Source organism: Sphingobacterium sp. MYb388, assembly GCF_037479535.1.
Lineage (GTDB): Bacteria > Bacteroidota > Bacteroidia > Sphingobacteriales > Sphingobacteriaceae > Sphingobacterium > Sphingobacterium anhuiense.
This window is the reverse complement of the sequence record NZ_JBBGYV010000005.1, coordinates 178,402-198,158: the sequence shown is the minus strand read 5'-3', so window position 1 is coordinate 198,158 and position 19,757 is coordinate 178,402. Positions and strand designations below refer to the sequence as shown.

The 19,757-nt window shown below is 35.5% G+C and carries 17 protein-coding genes and 1 pseudogene; 9 read left to right on the top strand and 9 right to left on the bottom strand.

The window, feature by feature from the left end; all coding sequences use genetic code 11:
• Positions 1–3: 3 nt before the first annotated feature.
• Both WH188_RS17235 and WH188_RS17230 read right to left on the bottom strand, forming a co-directional pair.
• Positions 4–360 (bottom strand): response regulator transcription factor, encoded by a 357-nt coding sequence (locus WH188_RS17235; protein ID WP_168126892.1) that lies wholly within the window; start codon positions 358–360, stop codon positions 4–6.
• 1 nt (position 361) lies between these two features.
• Entirely contained in the window at positions 362–4,273 is a 3,912-nt protein-coding gene (locus WH188_RS17230) for a response regulator (protein WP_168126893.1), read from the bottom strand.
• 309 nt (positions 4,274–4,582) lie between these two features.
• Here WH188_RS17230 and WH188_RS17225 point away from each other — a divergent pair, with 309 nt between their 5' ends.
• The 3 genes from WH188_RS17225 to WH188_RS17215 all read left to right on the top strand — a co-directional run bounded on the left by WH188_RS17225 (position 4,583) and on the right by WH188_RS17215 (position 7,723).
• Positions 4,583–5,152, top strand: a complete 570-nt coding sequence (locus WH188_RS17225) for a Crp/Fnr family transcriptional regulator (protein WP_168126894.1) — start codon at positions 4,583–4,585, stop codon at positions 5,150–5,152.
• A gap of 79 nt (positions 5,153–5,231) precedes the next feature.
• Positions 5,232–6,509, top strand: a complete 1,278-nt coding sequence (locus tag WH188_RS17220) for an adenylosuccinate synthase (protein WP_168126895.1) — start codon at positions 5,232–5,234, stop codon at positions 6,507–6,509.
• Between the two features lie 203 nt (positions 6,510–6,712).
• Positions 6,713–7,723 carry a glycosyltransferase gene (locus WH188_RS17215; protein WP_168127070.1) on the top strand — a complete coding sequence of 337 codons (1,011 nt, stop codon included), beginning with the start codon at positions 6,713–6,715 and terminating at the stop codon, positions 7,721–7,723.
• Positions 7,724–7,791: 68 nt separating this feature from the next.
• Here WH188_RS17215 and WH188_RS17210 read toward each other — a convergent pair whose 3' ends face one another.
• Positions 7,792–8,214 (bottom strand): organic hydroperoxide resistance protein, encoded by a 423-nt coding sequence (locus tag WH188_RS17210; protein ID WP_168126896.1) that lies wholly within the window; start codon positions 8,212–8,214, stop codon positions 7,792–7,794.
• A gap of 910 nt (positions 8,215–9,124) precedes the next feature.
• Positions 9,125–9,760 (bottom strand): DUF4136 domain-containing protein, encoded by a 636-nt coding sequence (locus WH188_RS17205; RefSeq protein ID WP_168126897.1) that lies wholly within the window; start codon positions 9,758–9,760, stop codon positions 9,125–9,127.
• A gap of 470 nt (positions 9,761–10,230) precedes the next feature.
• Between WH188_RS17205 and WH188_RS17200 the strand changes: the two are divergent.
• Positions 10,231–10,748, top strand: a pseudogene (locus WH188_RS17200) (ClbS/DfsB family four-helix bundle protein).
• 190 nt (positions 10,749–10,938) lie between these two features.
• On the opposite strand, the gene WH188_RS17195 reads toward WH188_RS17200, so the two are convergent.
• The 4 genes from WH188_RS17195 to WH188_RS17180 form a co-directional block, all read right to left on the bottom strand.
• On the bottom strand, positions 10,939–11,856 hold the full coding sequence (locus WH188_RS17195) for a sugar phosphate isomerase/epimerase family protein (protein ID WP_168126898.1): 918 nt from the start codon (positions 11,854–11,856) through the stop codon (positions 10,939–10,941).
• Between the two features lie 23 nt (positions 11,857–11,879).
• Entirely contained in the window at positions 11,880–12,629 is a 750-nt protein-coding gene (locus WH188_RS17190; protein WP_132842433.1) for a DeoR/GlpR family DNA-binding transcription regulator, read from the bottom strand.
• A gap of 132 nt (positions 12,630–12,761) precedes the next feature.
• On the bottom strand, positions 12,762–13,370 hold the full coding sequence (locus tag WH188_RS17185; RefSeq protein WP_168126899.1) for an HAD family hydrolase: 609 nt from the start codon (positions 13,368–13,370) through the stop codon (positions 12,762–12,764).
• 11 nt (positions 13,371–13,381) lie between these two features.
• A complete protein-coding gene (locus tag WH188_RS17180; protein ID WP_168127071.1) occupies positions 13,382–13,771 on the bottom strand; it encodes a VOC family protein in 390 nt (129 codons plus the stop codon).
• 111 nt (positions 13,772–13,882) lie between these two features.
• Between WH188_RS17180 and WH188_RS17175 the strand changes: the two genes are divergently transcribed.
• From WH188_RS17175 to WH188_RS17165, 3 genes are all read left to right on the top strand, one after another.
• Complete coding sequence (locus WH188_RS17175) at positions 13,883–15,049, top strand: MFS transporter (RefSeq protein ID WP_168126900.1); 1,167 nt, start codon at positions 13,883–13,885, stop codon at positions 15,047–15,049.
• A 432-nt stretch (positions 15,050–15,481) separates the two neighbouring features.
• Positions 15,482–16,048 (top strand): anthrone oxygenase family protein, encoded by a 567-nt coding sequence (locus WH188_RS17170; RefSeq protein ID WP_206368349.1) that lies wholly within the window; start codon positions 15,482–15,484, stop codon positions 16,046–16,048.
• A 273-nt stretch (positions 16,049–16,321) separates the two neighbouring features.
• Complete coding sequence (locus tag WH188_RS17165; protein WP_021188118.1) at positions 16,322–16,729, top strand: hypothetical protein; 408 nt, start codon at positions 16,322–16,324, stop codon at positions 16,727–16,729.
• A 273-nt stretch (positions 16,730–17,002) separates the two neighbouring features.
• Here WH188_RS17165 and WH188_RS17160 read toward each other — a convergent pair whose 3' ends face one another.
• Positions 17,003–17,812 (bottom strand): class I SAM-dependent methyltransferase, encoded by an 810-nt coding sequence (locus WH188_RS17160; RefSeq protein ID WP_168126901.1) that lies wholly within the window; start codon positions 17,810–17,812, stop codon positions 17,003–17,005.
• 290 nt (positions 17,813–18,102) lie between these two features.
• Between WH188_RS17160 and WH188_RS17155 the strand changes: the two genes are divergently transcribed.
• On the top strand, positions 18,103–18,804 hold the full coding sequence (locus WH188_RS17155; RefSeq protein ID WP_168126902.1) for a hypothetical protein: 702 nt from the start codon (positions 18,103–18,105) through the stop codon (positions 18,802–18,804).
• Complete coding sequence (locus WH188_RS17150) at positions 18,801–19,670, top strand: hypothetical protein (protein WP_168126903.1); 870 nt, start codon at positions 18,801–18,803, stop codon at positions 19,668–19,670. Before WH188_RS17155 ends, WH188_RS17150 begins: the two co-directional genes overlap by 4 nt.
• Positions 19,671–19,757 lie beyond the last annotated feature (87 nt).

Sequence of the window (19,757 nt, the reverse complement as noted above, 5' to 3'; positions counted from 1 at the left end):
TCTTTATTTAGCTGTCAGACGTTTGATCCGCAACAGCAGTTCATTTGGACTAAAAGGTTTGACCATAAAATCTGATGCCCCTAAATCAAATGCATCTGTCACAACTTCCTCCTGTCCCATGCTAGAGAGCACAATGACCGGTATTTTTTTTCCTATTGTGTGCATGGCCGACAAAATCTCAATTCCCGATGCAAACGGCATCATGATATCGGTCACAACCAGATCAAGATCCAATTCACTGATCTTTTCAATAGCTTCCTTTCCATTGCGTGTTAAAATGACAGTATGCCCCTCTTTAATTAATTTATGTTCTATTGTTCGTAAAATCAATTCGTCATCTTCCGCTATTAAAATCAACATGTTACTTTTCGTTTAAAAGATTCGTGATTAACTGTAATCCTATTTCAATTTCTTGCTTTATATCATCCAGCAAATCCAATCCGGGGTTACTGGACGATAGTTCTTTTTCCAGATTAGATGTCAGCATGCTCAGTTTCTTAAGCCCCGCAGTAGATGCTGTTCCCCGCAATTTATGGAGGATCACTTTCATTCGTTCAATATCTTCCGATTCCCTGACATTTTCCAATTGAAACCATGCTTGCTTAATCTCTTTGATCACAAGATCTAAGAAAAAAGATTTAAAACTAACGTCATCTCCAATCTGTTCCTGAAGTGCATCCATATCTAGATGATCATCAATCACAGCCTCTTCTTTTTGTTCAAGCACCTGTTTCTGAATAAATTGCTGCAATACCGTGTACAGATCATGTTGCCTTATCGGCTTAGGAAGAAACTCAGACATACCGGCCTTTAAACATTTTTCTCTTTCTCCACGGACATTTCCAGCAGTAATACCAATAATAGGTATAGCAGCATAACCTGTTAATAGCCTTATTTGTTTGGTCGCTTCGATACCATCTACACCAGGCATCTGCACATCCATTAAGATAAGGTCAAACTTTGACTGCAGGCATTTTTCGATTGCATCCCCTCCATTAGTAACCTCTATCAGTTCAGCATTAGGCATAATAGTGGCCATCATACGCAGATTGAGCGCCATATTTACAGAATTGTCATCGGCTAAAAGAACCCTAGCCTGTTGTTGGTAAACCGTTGTTCCACTATCACTATCCTGTCCCAAATGATTAACATCAGCTTTACTTTGCTGTATAGCTTTACGTAAAGTAATATAAAGTTCGTCGGATCGAATAGGCTTAAGCAAACAATATGAGCGTTCCTGTTGCCTGAAAGCAGAAATGACCTCATGCTCCTCCGAAGAAGTGTGCAATACAATGAGTGGAATACTTTCCTCCTGTTTATAAAACAATTCCTTTATTTTTTCGATCGTCTCCAATCCGGAGAGAATAGGCATGTGATAATCCATTAAAATAACATCAAACCTTTCACCGCTCATCAGTAATTGTAAAGCCGCCAGACCATTCTCTGCAAGTACTGAATCAACCCCTCTATAAGTCAGCATATGCTGTATAATCGTGCGGTTATTGGCATTGTCATCTACAATAAGAACGCGTTTTAAAGGCAGTTCCTCATCCTCTTCAATGCCACCTTCTTCATAAGCGATTTCCAGATCAAAGTAAAAATCAGATCCTTTATTCAGTTCACTCTCCAGACAAAGTTTACTTCCCATGTATTTCAATAAATTATTGGAAATGGTGAGTCCTAAACCGGTGCCACCATAACGTTTGCTCACAGAGCTGTCTTCCTGGGTAAAGGCATCAAAAATACGTTGCTGTTTTTCTACCGGAATACCGATACCAGTATCACGAACAGAAAAACGTAATTTAATTTTGCTTTCGTCACTGCTGCGCTTTTCGATCTTAAGTTCGATCTCTCCCTTTTCCGTAAATTTAACGGCATTTCCCAATAGATTGATCAAGATTTGCTTGATGCGTGCCTCATCTACCCAGATAGAAGCAGGTAATCCCTGTTCAATATTTAATAAGAGTTCGACATCTTTGCGCTGTGCTTGGTAAAGTACAACATTGATTACCTGATGTGCCAAATCATATACATTGAATTTATCGATATACAGTTCCAATTTTCCAGATTCAATTTTTGAAAAATCAAGGATGTCATTGATAATATTCAATAAACTGCTTCCCGACTCGTTAATATAATTGAGGTATTGTTTCTGTACATCGTTCAACGGTGTTTTGAGCAGCAGATCCGAAAATCCGATCACACCGTTCAAAGGGGTTCGGATCTCATGGCTCATATTAGCTAAAAATTCAGATTTTGCTTTACTCGCTAAGTCCGCAAGTTCTTTTGCTTTCTTCAATTCTAAATTTACAGCAACAGATTCGGTGATATTTTGAGTAAAAATAATAATACCGCCAACACTACCATCAGACAAATTCCAAGGTCTTACTTCCCAATTAAAGTGCTGCGGTTCCACATAGTCATCAACATCAATCAATTCATCGACATTTTTATAAGATTTACCCTCAAGAGCATCATAGTAAATATTTTTTCTATTTTCCGGTATATTAGGAAAGACATCAAACAGATTCTGGTCTAGGATATTATCCCTATCTTTATGGAAGTCTTCCATCCATTGATGGCTGACGGATACATAACGAAAATCCCGATCAAACATCGCTACAGAAGCCGGAACATAATCCACAAATGCTCTGAGCATCGCTTCCTTACGTTCCAATTCTAGGTAAAGGTTTTTACTCGTATCAATATTTTGTATAATACCGAAAACACGCTTACAGGTTCCGTTATCGAACTCGGGAATTCCTTTAACACGTACCCAAATGATTTCACCTTCTTGCTGTCTCAATCGCAATTCAACATCAAATGAACAGCCATGCTGCGTTGCTTCCTCAAAAATACCCGTTAGCTTAACCTGACTGTCTTCATCAAAAAATCCGACGGCATGATCAAAGTTTGGAACAAAATCTTTACCTACTCCATGAATCAATTTTGTTGAATCGGACCAAAAAACCTGATGCAGATCCAGATTAACCTCCCATCCACCGACTTGTGCAACAGTATTCGTCTGCTCCAAAATCTGCTTCGTATGCAGGAGGTCATTTTCAAGCTGTATCCGTTCCGTCATATTGAGTGCAGTACTAACCACATAAGGTTTCCCTTCTGTATCCAGCTCGAGCATGTTATGATAAAGCCAATAGATCTTTTCGCCATCCTTCGATTTTAGAATCATCATACCTGAATCCTCCCCATTTTGAAGAATACGTTTGAGATAATCATCGAAAGCCTGCATGTGATGTGTAGGTACAAGTTGCTTCAGATTGAGATGCTTCGCTTCCTCCTCAGAATACTTCAAAAGATTACGGCCTTTCTCATTTACAGCAAGAATATTACCTTCCATGTCGTGCATACTCATTAAACCGATGGCATTCTCGAAAAAATTGCGAAACTTCCGTTCAGAAACAGCTAACTTTAATTGTTCCTCCCGTTCACTAGTAACATTCCTCCCAAATCCGAAAATTTCTAACGTTGCTGCATCATACTTGAAATACCATTCAATCACAACATCACTACCTTCATCCTGCGATGTTACTGTTGTATATTGTATACCTTCGGTAATATTTGCCAGATTTTTCAGACGCTGCTGAAAACCTTCATCATGATTATCCAATAATGTAAAAAAAGAGGCTCCTAACACCTTAGACTTTTCAATTTTAAGCGCCTCAGAAAAAGCAGGATTCAGTTCTTTTATCCGATATTGGTCGTCCAATACGCAGATCATATTATTGGTAATATGAAATACTTCCTCAAAATATCCTGCCTGGACCTTTCTCTTTTTCCCTAAAAGAATTTTGGTTACAGCTTTTCCAAGCTGTCCTAAAGAATCTACCTGCTTAACAGATAACGACTTAGGCTCGAAGCCGATGACACAGATCGTACCAAGTGCATGCCCTTCGTCATCCAATAAAGGTACTCCCGCATAAAAACGAATATTTCCCTCTCTGATCAAAGGATTGGTGGCCGATCTTGGATCCTCAAAAGTATCTTCGATGACAAGTACATCTTTACTCATAATCGTGTACTGACATACCGTATTACGTCTTTCAACAGTATCCAACTCCATACCAACACAGCTCTGGATCCTCTGCGTATCTTCCTCCATCATGGCAATAAGTGCCGCTGGACAATCTGTTATGAGACAGGCTGCCTGCGCAAACACATCAAGATCAGGGTCTTTCCCCAATCCCAATAGCTCATAAGATTTTAATTGGCGGATACGCTCCAATTCATTTTCCGGGACCGGGTATTGCTCCATGCCTTTAAATTATATAGTAAATAGATGTGTTCATTGAGATTGTGAAAATAACAAAAATAGTTCTCCTTTTAAATAAATAACAAACGAAAATCGGCAATAATCTTAAATTACAATATCATAAGCATTTATTCCCTAAATTTTCAGATTTTATGCTTTGCAGAACTCTTAGATAGCAAAGTTATAAGGTACAATTACACCTTTAAAGCTGTGTAAATTGCATTATTCATGAAAGATTGTAGAATTAAAATTTCAGGTAAAATCTTGCCAATTGACAACTTAAAATCAATTGCATAATCTTATTTTTGAAAAATGGAAGACTTGATCAATTATCTGCTCAAATTTGGACAACTCAACAAGAATCAATGTGCTTTAATATCAGCTAAAGCACAGCATAGACAGGTCAATAAAGGAGATTTTTTTTCTGAAGCGGGTAAAGTGGCAAGAGATATAGGCTACGTCACCCAAGGAGTTTTCAGAATCTGTTATTACAATAAAGCAGGCGATAGCTTCACTCGTTATTTCGTTTACGAAAATCGCTTCGTTGCCGATACAATCAGTTTCATTGATGAGTTACCTTCAGCAGAATATATCGAAGCCGTAACCGACTGTAAACTGCTCGTTTTCTCTAAAAAAGATTTTATGGAGCTAGCCGCCACCATTCCCGGCTGGTCAGACATCTTTTCCAAAATCACCTCTTATGTCCTCGAAAATAAAATGAGGGCAAGCAGCAATATGTTGGTGCAGAATGCACAAACACGCTATTTACATTTCTTAGCGCATTATCCTGGATTAGCCAACCGGATTCCACAACTGATGCTCGCTTCCTATTTAGGCATTACAGCAACATCGCTTAGCCGCATCCGAAAAACCATTAGCTAAAGGTTTTATTGCCAATTGGCAAGTGTAGCCTGACCCTTTCTCCCGAACTTTGTCGTATTAAATATTTGAACATACGATTATGCAAGTTGATGTATTATTAGGCCTCCAATGGGGCGACGAAGGTAAAGGGAAAATTGTTGATGTGTTAAGTACAGATTATGATCTCATAGCGCGTTTTCAGGGCGGCCCCAATGCAGGTCATACGTTAGAATTTGACGGTAAAAAATTTGTATTAAATACGATTCCTTCCGGCATTTTTTCCGATCATACCATGAACCTGATCGGAAATGGAGTTGTTCTGGATCCGATCAGTTTAATCAAAGAACTGGATATGCTTAAAAAAGCCGGCCACGACTTATTGAAAAAAGGTAACCTACTGATTTCAAAAAAAGCACATCTAATCTTACCATCACATCTTTTGCTTGATGCGGCATCCGAACAAAATCTAGACACGAACAAAATAGGATCTACTTTAAAGGGTATTGGTCCGGTGTATATGGACAAAACAGGACGTAACGGACTCCGAGTAGGCGATATTTTGCTCCCAGATTTTAAAGAACGTTATCAAAAATTGTTAACAAAGCATAAAGCAATGCTTGCTTCATTTTATCAGGTAGAAGTGAATACGATTCAAAATGAAACTGCTTTTTTTGATGCAATCGAACACTTGAAGCATTATCCTCTGGTGGATTCGGAACATCTGGTCAATCATTATCTTCAGGAAGGGAAAAGGGTTTTAGCCGAAGGTGCACAGGGAAGCTTGCTTGATCTTGATTTCGGATCCTACCCTTTTGTTACCTCATCCAATACCACAACAGCAGGTGCTTGTATAGGTTTAGGGATTGCTCCAAACAAAATCGGTGAGGTGATCGGTATCTTTAAAGCATACAGCACCCGTGTTGGCAGTGGTCCCTTCCCAACAGAGTTGGCCAATGAAACAGGAGAGCAGATCCGTCAAACAGGCAAAGAATTTGGTGCAGTAAGCGGTCGTTCCCGCCGTACTGGATGGATCGATCTACCTGCACTAAAATATGCCCTAATGCTTAATGGTGTGACTCAATTGGTGATTACAAAGGCAGATGTTCTCAGTGGTTTAGATCACATCTTTGCTTGCACCCATTATCGCCACCATGGTAAAGTGATCGATTATATGCCTTATGAGTTAATTACTCAACAAGCAACTCCTATATTGAAGAAAATAGACGGGTGGCATAAAGATATCAGCACAGTCACCGATGTTTCCGAAATTCCACTGAAGCTCAAAGCATATATTAATTTCTTGGAAAAAGAACTGCAAATTCCCATTAAATTTTTATCTGTAGGCCCAGATCGGAAGCAAACTTTGAAGCTTTATTAAGGTTGAAAACACCTATAAAAATAGGTGATAAATGATAAAAGGGGGTTTCCAACAATTTAGGACACCCCCTTTTTCAAATCAGAGCGATTTGCCAACCCAAAGACATCTTCAAATAGTGCATTTCAAATCGATCGTATTTATAAATGAGGCTTAGACAAAAACGATTAATAATAACAAAAGCAGGTATCGTATGTTGTAGAGGTATGAAGATTGCAATGCTTGCGCCAATCGCTTGGCGGACACCTCCTGTTCACTACGGTCCATGGGAACAGATTACCTCATTACTTACTGAAGAACTTGTAAAATTAGGTGTAGAAGTCACATTATTTGCGACCGGTAATTCAATTACCAAAGCACGTCTCCAAGCTGTTTGTCTCTTAGGATATGAAGAAGATCGTGACATCAATGCCAAAGTGTGGGAATCGTTGCATATTTCAGAGTGCTTCGAAAATGCGCGCGAATTTGACATTATACACAATCAATTTGATTTCCTTCCCCTTTCCTATTCCAGATTGGTGCAGACACCTGTCGTAAGCACGATCCATGGTTTTTCGTCCCGAAGTATCCTTCCTGTATATAAAAAGCATAATATAGACGGTCATTATGTATCCATCAGCAATGCCGATCGTGCGGAAGAATTGGACTATATTGCTACCGTTTACCATGGGATTGACCTTGGACAGTTTACTTTTAACGACAACCCTCAGGATTATTTATTGTTTTACGGCAGAATCCATCATGATAAGGGAGCTAAAGAAGCTATAGCAATAGCCCAAGCCTTGGGAAAACGTCTAATCATAGCTGGTATTATTCAAGATGAAAATTACTTTAGACAGCATATCCAGCCCCATTTAAAACCCGGTAAAATTGAATATATAGGTTCCGTTGGTCCGGAAAGACGCAATGAATTACTCTCAAATGCCAGCGTATTGTTACACCCTATAAATTTTAAGGAACCCTTTGGTTTATCAGTAGTCGAATCGATGGCATCTGGCACACCAGTTGTTGCCTTTAACAAAGGAAGTATGCCCGAACTAATCGATCATGAACAAGATGGATTTCTCGCTGAAAACATTGACGAGGCCGTAGAAATGGTTAAAAATATCGGTTTCATCAACCGAAAAGCATGTCGCAAAAAAGTGGAGGATCACTTTTCCAAGGAAAGAATGTGTCAGAACTATTTAGCAGTATATAGAGAAATTTTAAACAGATAAATCTTATTTAAAACAAATAACCTCCAGCTTCCACTTTAGTTTCATATAGCGAGGGCTGGAGGCATATTTTATTGATTTGAAACACTTATCTTAACTTCGATATTTCCTCGAGTAGCGTTAGAGTAAGGACATACTTGATGTGCTTTTTCTGTTAATGCTTGCGCTTCTTCCAATGAGACTCCCGGGATGTTGGCTTGAAGTTCAGCTGCTAATCCGAAACCACCGTTTTCCAATTGCCCTATACTCACTTTTGCCGTAACAGTGGTCTCCCCTGTTTGCACTTTTGACTGTTTGATCACTAAATTCAGTGCACTGTCAAAACACGCTGCATATCCTGCCGCAAACAACATTTCAGGATTGGCATAATCATCGTTAGCTCCCCCTAAGGCTTTCGGCATACGCACCTCAAGATTCAACACACTATTTTCACTTTTAACTTGCCCATTTCTACCGCCAGTAGCTGTCGCACCTATTGTATACAAATTTTTCATTGTTATATATTTAAAGTTTAATGCTTTTTTTAATTTGACCGCGTCCCCACCGATAAGCTTTGCATTCCATATCGTTAAAGAATATATTATCCTGTCATTTAATTACAATACAAATTTAATAAAATTATATTGCGCACAATATAATATCTAGCAATACAACTAGATTTTACCCAATATTGACAAATACTTGTCTACATCAACTTATACAAGTGGCATTTCCAAATGATGTCATAGCATTTTTAGTAAATGAGTCTAATGTTGCAAGCTAATTGATTTTTCGTTAGCTGTTATTTGAACTATAACACATTTTTCAACATCTTGCCATGTTTGTAACAAATTTAGGTGTATCAACAATACTCCATCCCTCACCTAAAAAAAGATAAAAACAGCAAAGCCTCCAGGTCTGGAGGCTTTGGAGCACAACAAGTTATCTGTGTGCAATTTTATGAAAGGTTATGTGAATATAAACATAATTATCAGATAATAAAAAATAATATTTTATTTTTTTGTACGGCTTTATTCCAAATTCGTTCCCTAGCTTCCTTCTACCCTTGTGATTGGTTTGTCAAACTTTCTATCTTGAAAACTCACGAAGAGACTCTTGAGCCTCACTTCAATCAAATCATTAACAATGAAAAGTTATTTATGCTGTACAACATAATAGTACTTAATTAGGCTTCAAACAGGCCATTTGATAATAATTACCGTTGATTATCTGATAATACTCCGTTTCCTCCAGACTTGATATAGCAATTTTTATAGTTGACTGATAGACATAATTTTTGTTTGTAAAAGGATAAATCCCTGATCGTTGTTTTTAATTTGATTAAACTTTGTCCGTTGCCATGACTTTATGAGAGTATACCCTCTTTTTTACAGATAAAAATAATATAAATATTGGAATTATGCGCTATTGTACTATTAAATTATCTTTCTTTAACTGCTTGGCCATAGCCTTCTTATACCCCGATAGAAAACTATCTAGAGAACCAGGATTGTAGCTTTCTGACTGGGTAGACCAAACAAGTCTACCGGTACTAACATCATAAAGATTTGTCTCAATATAGTAGGTTTTCTCTGTTGTATAATAGCCATTGTTATAAAGGTTACCGTACCAAAAATCATAATAACCACCAAATGTTCTATAATAGCCAAAAGTGTTCACAGGGTAAACTGAAACATTCGGAATGTATCTTGATTCTGACTTAGAATCAATCAAAGCAATGGTTAATATGGCATCACTATTTGTTCCGGCCACCTTTTGCATCGCCAGATCAGAGCGCTTGGGTTCCATACTTGCAAGATTAGGCGGAAAGACATCTATACTTTTTACACTCGTTAAACCTAGTGAAGTGAGTGATGAGGCAATTTCATCTTCTACCTTTTGACGAGCAGGCACATTATCTGTCATAACTGCTACAAATATTCTACTATACTTCTTCAAATCGACAGAGGGATCACGCCACGATCCTGTAATCATACTGCTGGTTGCACAGCTGGAAAAAATAAGCACTATGGTGCAAATCTGTAAAATTAACTTTTTCATAATTATAAAATTTATTGTTTCTTTGTTTTACTACCTGATTTTAATTGGATTTCTGCCCCCTAAATTGGGATGATATAGGAACATCTAGAAGATATTTTAAAATAAACACATCATACTATACTTTTCGATAACAATATTTCAATGTAAGAACATAATTTAAGCCTATTTTGTTTAGCTTTTTTCATCACGATTATTAATAATGAAAAAATATTCATTTCATAACTGGTATTATGAATTAACAAATCGAATTTAAGATGTTGTCAGTGTCTTATTTTATCAGTATAAAACAATGAGATCGGTTCGAATAAAAGGATATGTATAAATTTAATATAAGGATATTGAGGGATACCTAAGTAAGTAAATAACGCTCCCCTACTATCACTGCTATAACATGTCAAAAAATGTGCTTTAGGTATAATTTCTTATAAATATTAGATTTTTTTGTAAATTGCTTCTCAAGAACACTCTCAATGCCAATTCCTACAACAAAAGAAGAATTACTTCACGCGATTACAGCAAATTACGATAAGTTGTACAGTGAACTTAAAAATATATCAGACGAGCTTAGCGACTTAAAAGAACTTGAGGGTCATGCCAAAGGAACAATGATGAGTGTCAACAATCTTTTAGCTTATCTTATAGGATGGGGACAGCTGGTCCTGAAATGGAACAAAATGAGAACCGATAACCTACCTGTAGATTTTCCAGAAACCGGTTACAGATGGAATGAGCTAGGCAAATTGGCTCAAAAGTTTTACTCGGACTTTGAAGAGGATAACTTCCAGATCTTGATTCAAAAATTTGACAAACAGTAAAAGACCTAATATCACTCGTAGAGAGCAAAAGCAATGAAGAATTATATGCTGAAGCCTGGTATGAGAAATGGACGCTGGGCAGGATGATCCAGTTCAATACCGCTTCCCCCTATACAAATGCTAGAGGACGTCTTCGCAAGTGGATCAATAAGCGTCAAGATCAAGAGTTATGAAAAAACTAAAAAACTCTTCTGCTGTAAAAAACATGACACTTAAAGTAGGAAGACTCTACCAACAGGGAAGATAAATAGATACAAAACCAAGCGCTCATATAAACTAATACTTTGAATTAAATAATAAAGACAAAGCCTTGTTTCATTTAACTGAAACAAGGCTTTGTTTATGAAATAATTACAGATAGAATTATTTTTGATATGTTGTTTTTACAAATGGTGCCTTAAGTAGATAATCTATACTTTGTTTTAGTCCAACTTCCAGGTCGGCAGTTGTTTCTTCCAGCTCTACAAATATATTCTCAACACCTGCAATATCGGTATTAGCAAAAATAGCATCAAAACCTACCATACCGCTCTGGCCAATCTCACGGTGATCTTTAATATGCAAAGTAGCATATCTTCCTGGATATTTTTTAAAATAATCTACAGGACTTGCTTTTCCAATGATCGTCCAATATACATCCATTTCAAAAAAAACATTTTCAGGTTTTGTATGTTCGATCATGTAATCAAGCATAACCACTTTTCCTTCTACTTTTTCAAACTCATGGGCATGATTATGATATCCGTACTTAATACCATATTCACGGCAAAGTTGACCAATCTCATTGAGATACTGACATTCAGTATCGAGATCTTTTATTGTCTTCGGTAAATCTAACCATGGGGTAACAATATATTTAATGCCCGCAGCTTTGTGTGCTATAATAGTCTCTCTCCACCACCCTAAGGCTTTGGAGAAATCACCGGTCGCTAATTCCTCTTTCGTTAAGGTTCTCGAAGCATGTGAAGAAAGAACTTTCATACCTGCTTTTTCAACATTACTTTTGAAGACCTGCGGTGTGGTATTATAAAACATTCCGTCTTTAAATCCAGCAGACTCAACAGATGTATAACCCATCTTAGCCAATTTTTGTAAAACGGATAAATAATCAGCATTATAAGTGTCCGGCTGAACATGGCTTCCAATCATACTTCTAACAGAATATAACTGTAAACCAATTTCTTTTGTTCTTATTTGTTCTTGCGCCTGTACGTTATTGAAAGTAATACCCATACCTGTCACAGCAAAAAGAAGTGAATAGGTTAAAAATTTAAGTTTCATATATTAAGTTTTATTTTTTTGTCTTAAACCAATGTTATCGGTTGGTGCCTAAATTCGTCTAAGCTCTTATCTGTAGTAGCTAAATTGGTAATCAATACATCGATTTGTTCTACATCACATACTTTAAAAGACTCTGTAACTCTTAAACGATCCTGATTTGCAAGAGCTAAAACTTTCTTTGCCGATGCAAGCATTGCCAATTTAACTTCTGCATCTTCTTTAACGACAGCAGATATACCAAATTTCGAATCAACCCCACATGTCCCCATGAAATAAAGATCTGCAATGTAACTTCTTGCCTCATTACAGGTTGTCTGCCCAACTGTACTTGCTGTTTGTTTATGATATTTTCCCCCCAATAAAATCAATTCAATATTGGGATAGTTTTCTAGAATTGGAATAAGCATGGCATTGCTTGTTATAATTCTAAGCTTAATATCCGTAGGCAGGTAGTTAACAATGGCACATATTGTTGTGCCCCCATCCATAAACAGAGTCATTTCTTCTTTTATAAACTGCTGTGCCTTAAGAGCAATAACATCCTTCTCACTCTTTAAATAGCTGTTTCGATCTTCGAAAGTAAGCGGATTTTTAGAACGTTGAATTGCACCACCACGCACTTTAGATAAAAGACCTATTTTATGCAAATGATCAATATCTCTCCTAACAGTATCTTCGGACACATCGAGCTTTTCTGCTAATACTTCATAGCTGACCATCTCCTCACTTTCGAGTTGATTTAGTATGAATTCAAATCGTTTTTCTTTTAACATAGCTACTACTTACTGATATAAAGATTTGCCAACAGGATTTTCTATTATTTCTAACAGAACTTCATTTGCAATAATATGCATTAAAATTTTAATTCGCAAAAAATTGCAAACCAATTTTTAAATATAGTAATGCTACAAAATGCCCTGTATCCCCAATTTTTTCAATTTCACTGTTAATGCTATTGAATTTGTAAAATGTATGGCAACAAATCCAAGTTTTACGGAGGCCTTTATATTTTCGGAGTTATCATCTATAAAAATGCATTCTGTTGCCCGTAAATTATATTTTTCCAACAAAATTTTATAGAGCTTTTCATCGGGTTTAATATACCCTTCTTCACCAGAAACAATAATGCCATCAAAATCTGCAATAAAGTCAAATCTATTTTTAACTAATGGGAACGTTTCGGAAGACCAATTCGTTAAACCATAGACTTCATAATTTTTTTTTAACTCCTGTAGAATTGCAACAGTACCAATAATTTCACCTTTTAGCATCTCCGGCCATCTTTTCCAGAATACATCGATTTCGTTTTCAAAGTTGGGGTACTGCTTTTTTAACACATACATTCCTTCTTTAAATGATCTTCCCCTATCTTGTTGCAGATTCCAATCTGTAGAACAGACATTTTCTAAGAACCACTCCATTTGATCAATTTGAGGAAATATATCACGATATACATAGCGAGGATTCCAATCTAAAAGAACGCCCCCAATATCAAAAATTACAGCTTTTATCATTATTTCTATCTTTAAGCCGAAATTTCTAAATAATTTCCCTCCGGATCCAGCACTACACTCTCATAATATCCATCACCTGTAGTACGCGGCTCACTTGCAATAGTAAAACCATCATTTCGGAACCTTTCTGTCAACAGATCAACAGCCTCAGTTCCCCCTATTGAAATAGCAAAATGAGCAATTCCTTTGTTAAAACCTCTTTTTGACGGTTCATCAAGAATATCGGGTCTGTTCATAAGTTCTAACCGTGTAACGCAAGTACCAAACTTGAGAAAATATGATGTAAAGCCATTTTTTAAATTCCTATATTTCTCACTACATTCTAAGTTGAAATAAGTCAGGTAAAAGTTGCGCATTTTTTCCAAGTCATCTACCCAAATTCCAATGTGTTCAATTTTCATGTTCATCTTATTATTTTTTAATTGTTTTGCAAACATATGCAAATTTATATAAATTTGCATATGTTTGCAAAACAGTATGAAGCATTAGAAAATACATTTAGAAAAATAATAATGATAGAAAATCAAACAAAAAAAGCAAAAAGAGCAACTCAATTCATTTTTTTAGTGTGTGGATTAGCAATTTCAAGCTGGGCACCAATGGTACCTTATGTAAAGGAAAGATTGGATATTAATGAGGCCGAGTTAGGATTATTACTTTTATTTCTTGGCTTGGGTGCCGTAATTATGATGCCAATAACAGGTCTTTTATCAAAACACTATGGCAATAAAATTGTGATTCTATGTACAACAGCAATCATTGCTCTTACACTTCCTTTACTGCTGATTATTTCATCTGCTTCACTTATGGCATTCTGTATATTTGTTTTTGGTGCTAGTATTGGCGCCATAGATGTTGCTATGAATTCTCACGGTATACTAGTTCAAAACAAATATGGTCGACCGATTATGTCTTCTTTACATGGTCTTTTCAGTTTGGGAGGCTTATTTGGATCCCTTGGTTTAGGATTTTTAATTAAAATGGGATTAGTTCCTCAAATAGCGGCAATTTCAATCTCACTCCTGTTATGTTTAATTGTGCTCAGTCAATTCAAATCTTTATTTGATCATGCTACAGAACAAAAATATCAGATTATACAAAAACCAGAAAAACAGCTAGAACATAGTTCAAAAAAACTGATCTTTAATAGGGCAGTACTCTTTTTTGGTCTACTATGTTTTGCAAGTTTTCTCTCGGAAGGCGCTATGCTAGACTGGAGTGCTGTATTTTTAAAAGATCTTAAAGATATTGATGTCGAATTTACAGGAGCAGGATATGCCACTTTCTCTATTGCCATGGCCACCATGAGATTAATGGGGGATCGTATAGTTGAAAAATTGAATATAAAAACAATTGTTATTGGCGGTAGTCTAGTAGCTGCTCTAGGGTTAATAATAGCCATATATTCATCTTGGATTCCCTTCGTTCTTTTTGGCTTTTTATTATTGGGAATAGGCTCTGCAAATCTTGTTCCTTTATTCTTTAGTGAAGCTGGCAGAATAAAGGTCGTCCCTACTTCTGTAAGTATTCCTGCAATAACAACAATGGGCTATGCAGGTCAACTCATGGGACCTGCTATCTTAGGATTAATTGCTCATCAATTCAATCTTGAAGTAGCATTTTTATTTTCAGCATCTTTAATGGTATTAATTGCGGTCTTATATTTTTTCCGTAAATAAAAACAAAAATGGTGATACCAGCATGAAATTAACATTGACCTTAGCGTTATTAAAAAACAATATTTTATAGTAATTGTACACTTCTAAATTGTTTGTTAACTGATAAAAAACACTGTCACATTAAAACTAAAAGCTGTAAAAACTGATCGAATAGAGATGTTGTAAAATAGTTTTCTTAACCTAGGTGTAATAAACCAGCTATGGGAACCAAAAAAGAAGACGGTTGTAAACATAAAAATCACGATGCAGTTAAACTCCCAACATAAAGGGGCTAATGAAAGTTAGCCCTTTTAATTATTGATAATAACTCCAGAAGTAAAGTTGCCGATTCGATCTTGAACTGCGCTATGAAGAGACAAATCTCAAATTTTCCTCCAATCCCAGTTGAAAATTAGATGGAATTGCAAATCCAATTTTTGAAATATAATTATTATGGATATATTTAGATATAACTTTCTCAAAATAAAAGTACAAGAAGACACATCTAATCAGAACAAATTTAACTCATTTATGTATGCACAAGAATTATTAGCAGTGACAACAATCCTATCTGGTCTAATGTCGGGTTTCTTTTTTGCATATACATTTTCAGTGAATCTGGGTCTTGCCAAACTAAATAATAAGGAATACCTAACTGCAATGCAAAGTATTAATAAAGAAGTATTAAATTCCATTTTTTATATTAGTTTTTTCGGCACTTTATTTTCACTTATTATATCTTCGATCATGTATTTCGATATTCATTCGCCTAAATTTCTTCTGATATTTTTTTCATGTATAAGTTATGTAATCGGTGTATTCGGCATTACAGCTGTACGGAATGTGCCATTGAATAATAAAATAGAACTATTTGATATCTCAAAAGCATCGGAAGAATCATTACAGAAAATGAGAGTTATCTTTGAAAAGCCCTGGCTGTTTTGGAATAATATAAGGACATTAGCTTCATTCATAGCTTTCGTCTGTCTGGTCATAGCTTTGACTTTCCTAAACGACTGATTTAGATCCTTATAAAAGAGACAATATCCTATCAACAATTACACTATTTAAACAGCAATTAGCAAGATCCGCTACTAACTAAAACAGAAATACTAACTGAAGATATTTAATTTTAACACATGACCTTATTACAAACTGTACATTTTTACTCTCCTAATTTTTCAATTGTAAGACTATAATTAATAGACTAATTTTAAATTTACTGCCTTTTTGTAAAAAAAGGAGCTATTTATCATCTACTTAGTGTAATTTTGTAGTTTAAATTATATTAAAATGCCATATCAAACTGTTTTTGTTGAATTTTATGAACACGTAAAATTAAGTATCAATCAAGGAACTTTTGCAAAACTTACCTTGGCCAAAACAATTGGAGATACTGACCTTAAAAATATTTATGTCCGTCTTCATATTTTAGAAACCGGAGGGTATAAACTTGCCTTAACATTGCGATACAAAACAGAAGAAATTGAGAGCTTTCACACTCTTGATGAAGCACTGACAATTTTAAGTTCATACCTTAAAAATCCTTTTATAACTGCTTTGCTTTTCACTACCGAAATGGATCTAACATTTAAAATCAACAAAAAAAATGCAGGAAGTCTTACAGAACAGCCACCTACATTTAAAAATGCTTCACCAGTAATGTTAGAAATGATTGAAAAAGGGATCGTAAAATTATAATTTGGATCTCCGTGAAAGGATTTAATCCTTACTGCTGGCAAAAGCTATTCATGACTATTTCAAGTAAAGGCCTGAACAATAAATGATATGGAAAATATTATAATAATCAAAATAGCGGAAAAGGTCATAAATTTCGCTTTACAAGCCGAAACAATTTATATAACAACAGGTTAATAGAGTTCTCAAACCTTACTCTCCCGGTATTTGAAAATAGGGTATGTATCACAGCTATTCTTTAAAAGTATATCTTAAAGAATAGCTTCAGAAAATTTGTTACGGTTTTTTTTTCTTAGTTGCAACGATAGAATAAATCATCGGTATTTTATTGTCCAAATGCTTAATCCGATATTTTTTAGTTTCGAACTCAATCATGTTATTAAAAACATCATAAGGCGAATAATCGTATTCCTGAAAATCCACAACTTCCATTTGGTGATGGAGTAAACTGCGCACAACTTCACTCATACTGTGATTCCAAGTTACATAAGACTGAGAAATAGTTGCATCTTTGTCTGCATAGGTTCCGTTTTCTGTTTCCACAATGGGAGCCACATTAAAATAATTATAACCAATTTTATCGAAATTATCATCAAACATCCAAACAACTGGATGAAACTCAACAAAAATAAATTTTCCTTCTGGCTTCAAAAAATGCGAAATTAATGCTGCCCATTTCTCTAAATCAGGCAACCAGGTTATGGTACCATAGCTTGTAAAAACAATATCAAACTGCTTATCTAAATGATTTTCTAAATCGTACAAATCACAGCAAATAAACTGGGCATCTGAATCTGTTTCTAAAGCAATTCTTTTTGCACTTTCAATAGCTTTGTCAGATAAATCAACACCTGTAACTTTCGCACCAAGTCGACCTAATGAAATGGTATCTTGCCCAAAATGACATTGCAGATGTAAAATACTTTTACCTTCAATATCTCCGAGTAATTCTATTTCTATTGGATTTAGTGAGCTTGCTCCTTTTAAAAATCCTTCAAGATTGTAGAACTCTGATTTTAAATGCGTATCAGTTCTATTATTCCATGAATGTTTATTTATTTCAATATAGTTATCTTCAGTTTCCATTTAAGTTTTGTTAAAAAACACAATCATTCATTAAATTATGACTTATGCCCGTTTATAATTTTCCCACCTTGGTTAAGGCTAAATTACAAAAAATTACAGGAACAATGTTGGATTTGATATGGTAAACCAGTTGGTTTCCTATAGATTCTTATCTACAATTTATTTTTCAAAGCTAACTTAGCTTTTACATAAGATGAACAAAAACACAGGCAACAGTAAGTTTTTTTTAGTATTTTATCTAATACACCTTTACTCTTCAGGAATAAGATAAATTAAACTTATTTTTGAGTATGAGCATATTTACATACCATTTAGTAAAGACATCCTATTTATCAGCTTTAAAGGCCATTTTATCTCCGCCTAAGCCATTTCATAATTCGGGATTAATTCATATGGAATGTATGACAGCAATGACATTAGGCTCTGCCATCACATCTCCTTCTCGACTTTTTTCTAAGCAGGTTGCTGTATTCGCACAGTGGAACGATGAAGCATCGGTTGACCAATTCTTAATCGAAAACAAATTTGGGAGAGTATTGTCCAAAGGATGGCACACACGATTAATTTTTCTAAGGCAATGGGGGGAAATAACTAAATTCCAGATTCCGGAAGTAACACTTGAACTCGAACCTCTTGATAGCCCCGTTGTAGCAGTAACCTTAGCTCGCATGAAATTATTTGAAATTCCAAGATTTATACGCTGGGGCAAACCCGTAGAAAAACTGGTCCGTGATCATCCCGGCACTACTTTTTCTTTGGCATCGATAAGACACCCGAGAACTGTTTCTACATTTTCAATTTGGAAATCCCAAAAAGAAATGACTGATATGGTTTTAGGGCATAGTAATGTTCATGCTCCGACAAGACATGTCGATGCAATGAAGGAACGAAAACGCAAAGATTTTCACTTTGAATTTACAACTTTGCGATTTAAGCCTTTATCTGAATTTGGTGAATGGAATGGACGTAATAACCTCATACCTCTTCTATGATCAAAATAAGTTTCGCCCATCCGATGCAAAAGATTCAAGATTGGATTACACAACAATGGGTAATTCTATCCGGTCGAAAAATTGACTCAAAAAATGATAACTGGTTAATGGGTCCATTTGGTAATTTGGAAGCAATTGATAAGAACTACATCGATAAACTTGCTAAGCTAGAAAATCTAATAATTGATACTCCATCCGAAATGCATGGATTGATACCAACAATGAGCCAACTTCATTTTTCTCCGCATGAATACGCCCGATTATCAGCTAAAGTGATTGATTTTTATGAACGAACAGGACATTATGATCTAAATGTTTCAGTAAAATGGAATTCTTTTTTTAAAGTTTTTGGATTTCTGTTAAAAAAATTATTCAGCAATAGGTTAAATCAATTAAATATCCCAATCTATGATATGCAAAATTCGGAATCTATTACAAGCGAAATAGTAAGACTTTTGGATGCCAAAACGAACCAAATTAAATATATATTCTGGCTCAGAAAAATTGCATCAACTGGCAAAGGAATATATTCTGGAGCATATGGGATCTGTCAATTGCCAAGTGGCCGGTATTGTGTAAAAGCTATTTTCCCATTACCTCATGGTAATGCCACCGTTATTATGGCTCCTAAAGTTGGCGTAAATGGTGAATTAGTATTAAATTCGTCTGGTCAACGTTTTGGTGATGCAGGTTTTTATTTTTTGCTAAAAGATTCTAAAGGTGAGCATTGGTCAAAATATATCCGTTCATTCCGTGATGAATTAATCATAAGCGAAGCTGATAAACAATTGACTGCAACACAAACGCTAACCTTATGGAATTTAAATGTTTTGAAATTTAATTATGAAATATTTCAAAAACAATAGCCTACTAATTGGCGAAAACAATCTAAATAAAACGTCATTAAAATAGCGAATCAAAGAATTTCATAGTTCTAATATACTTTATAAAAT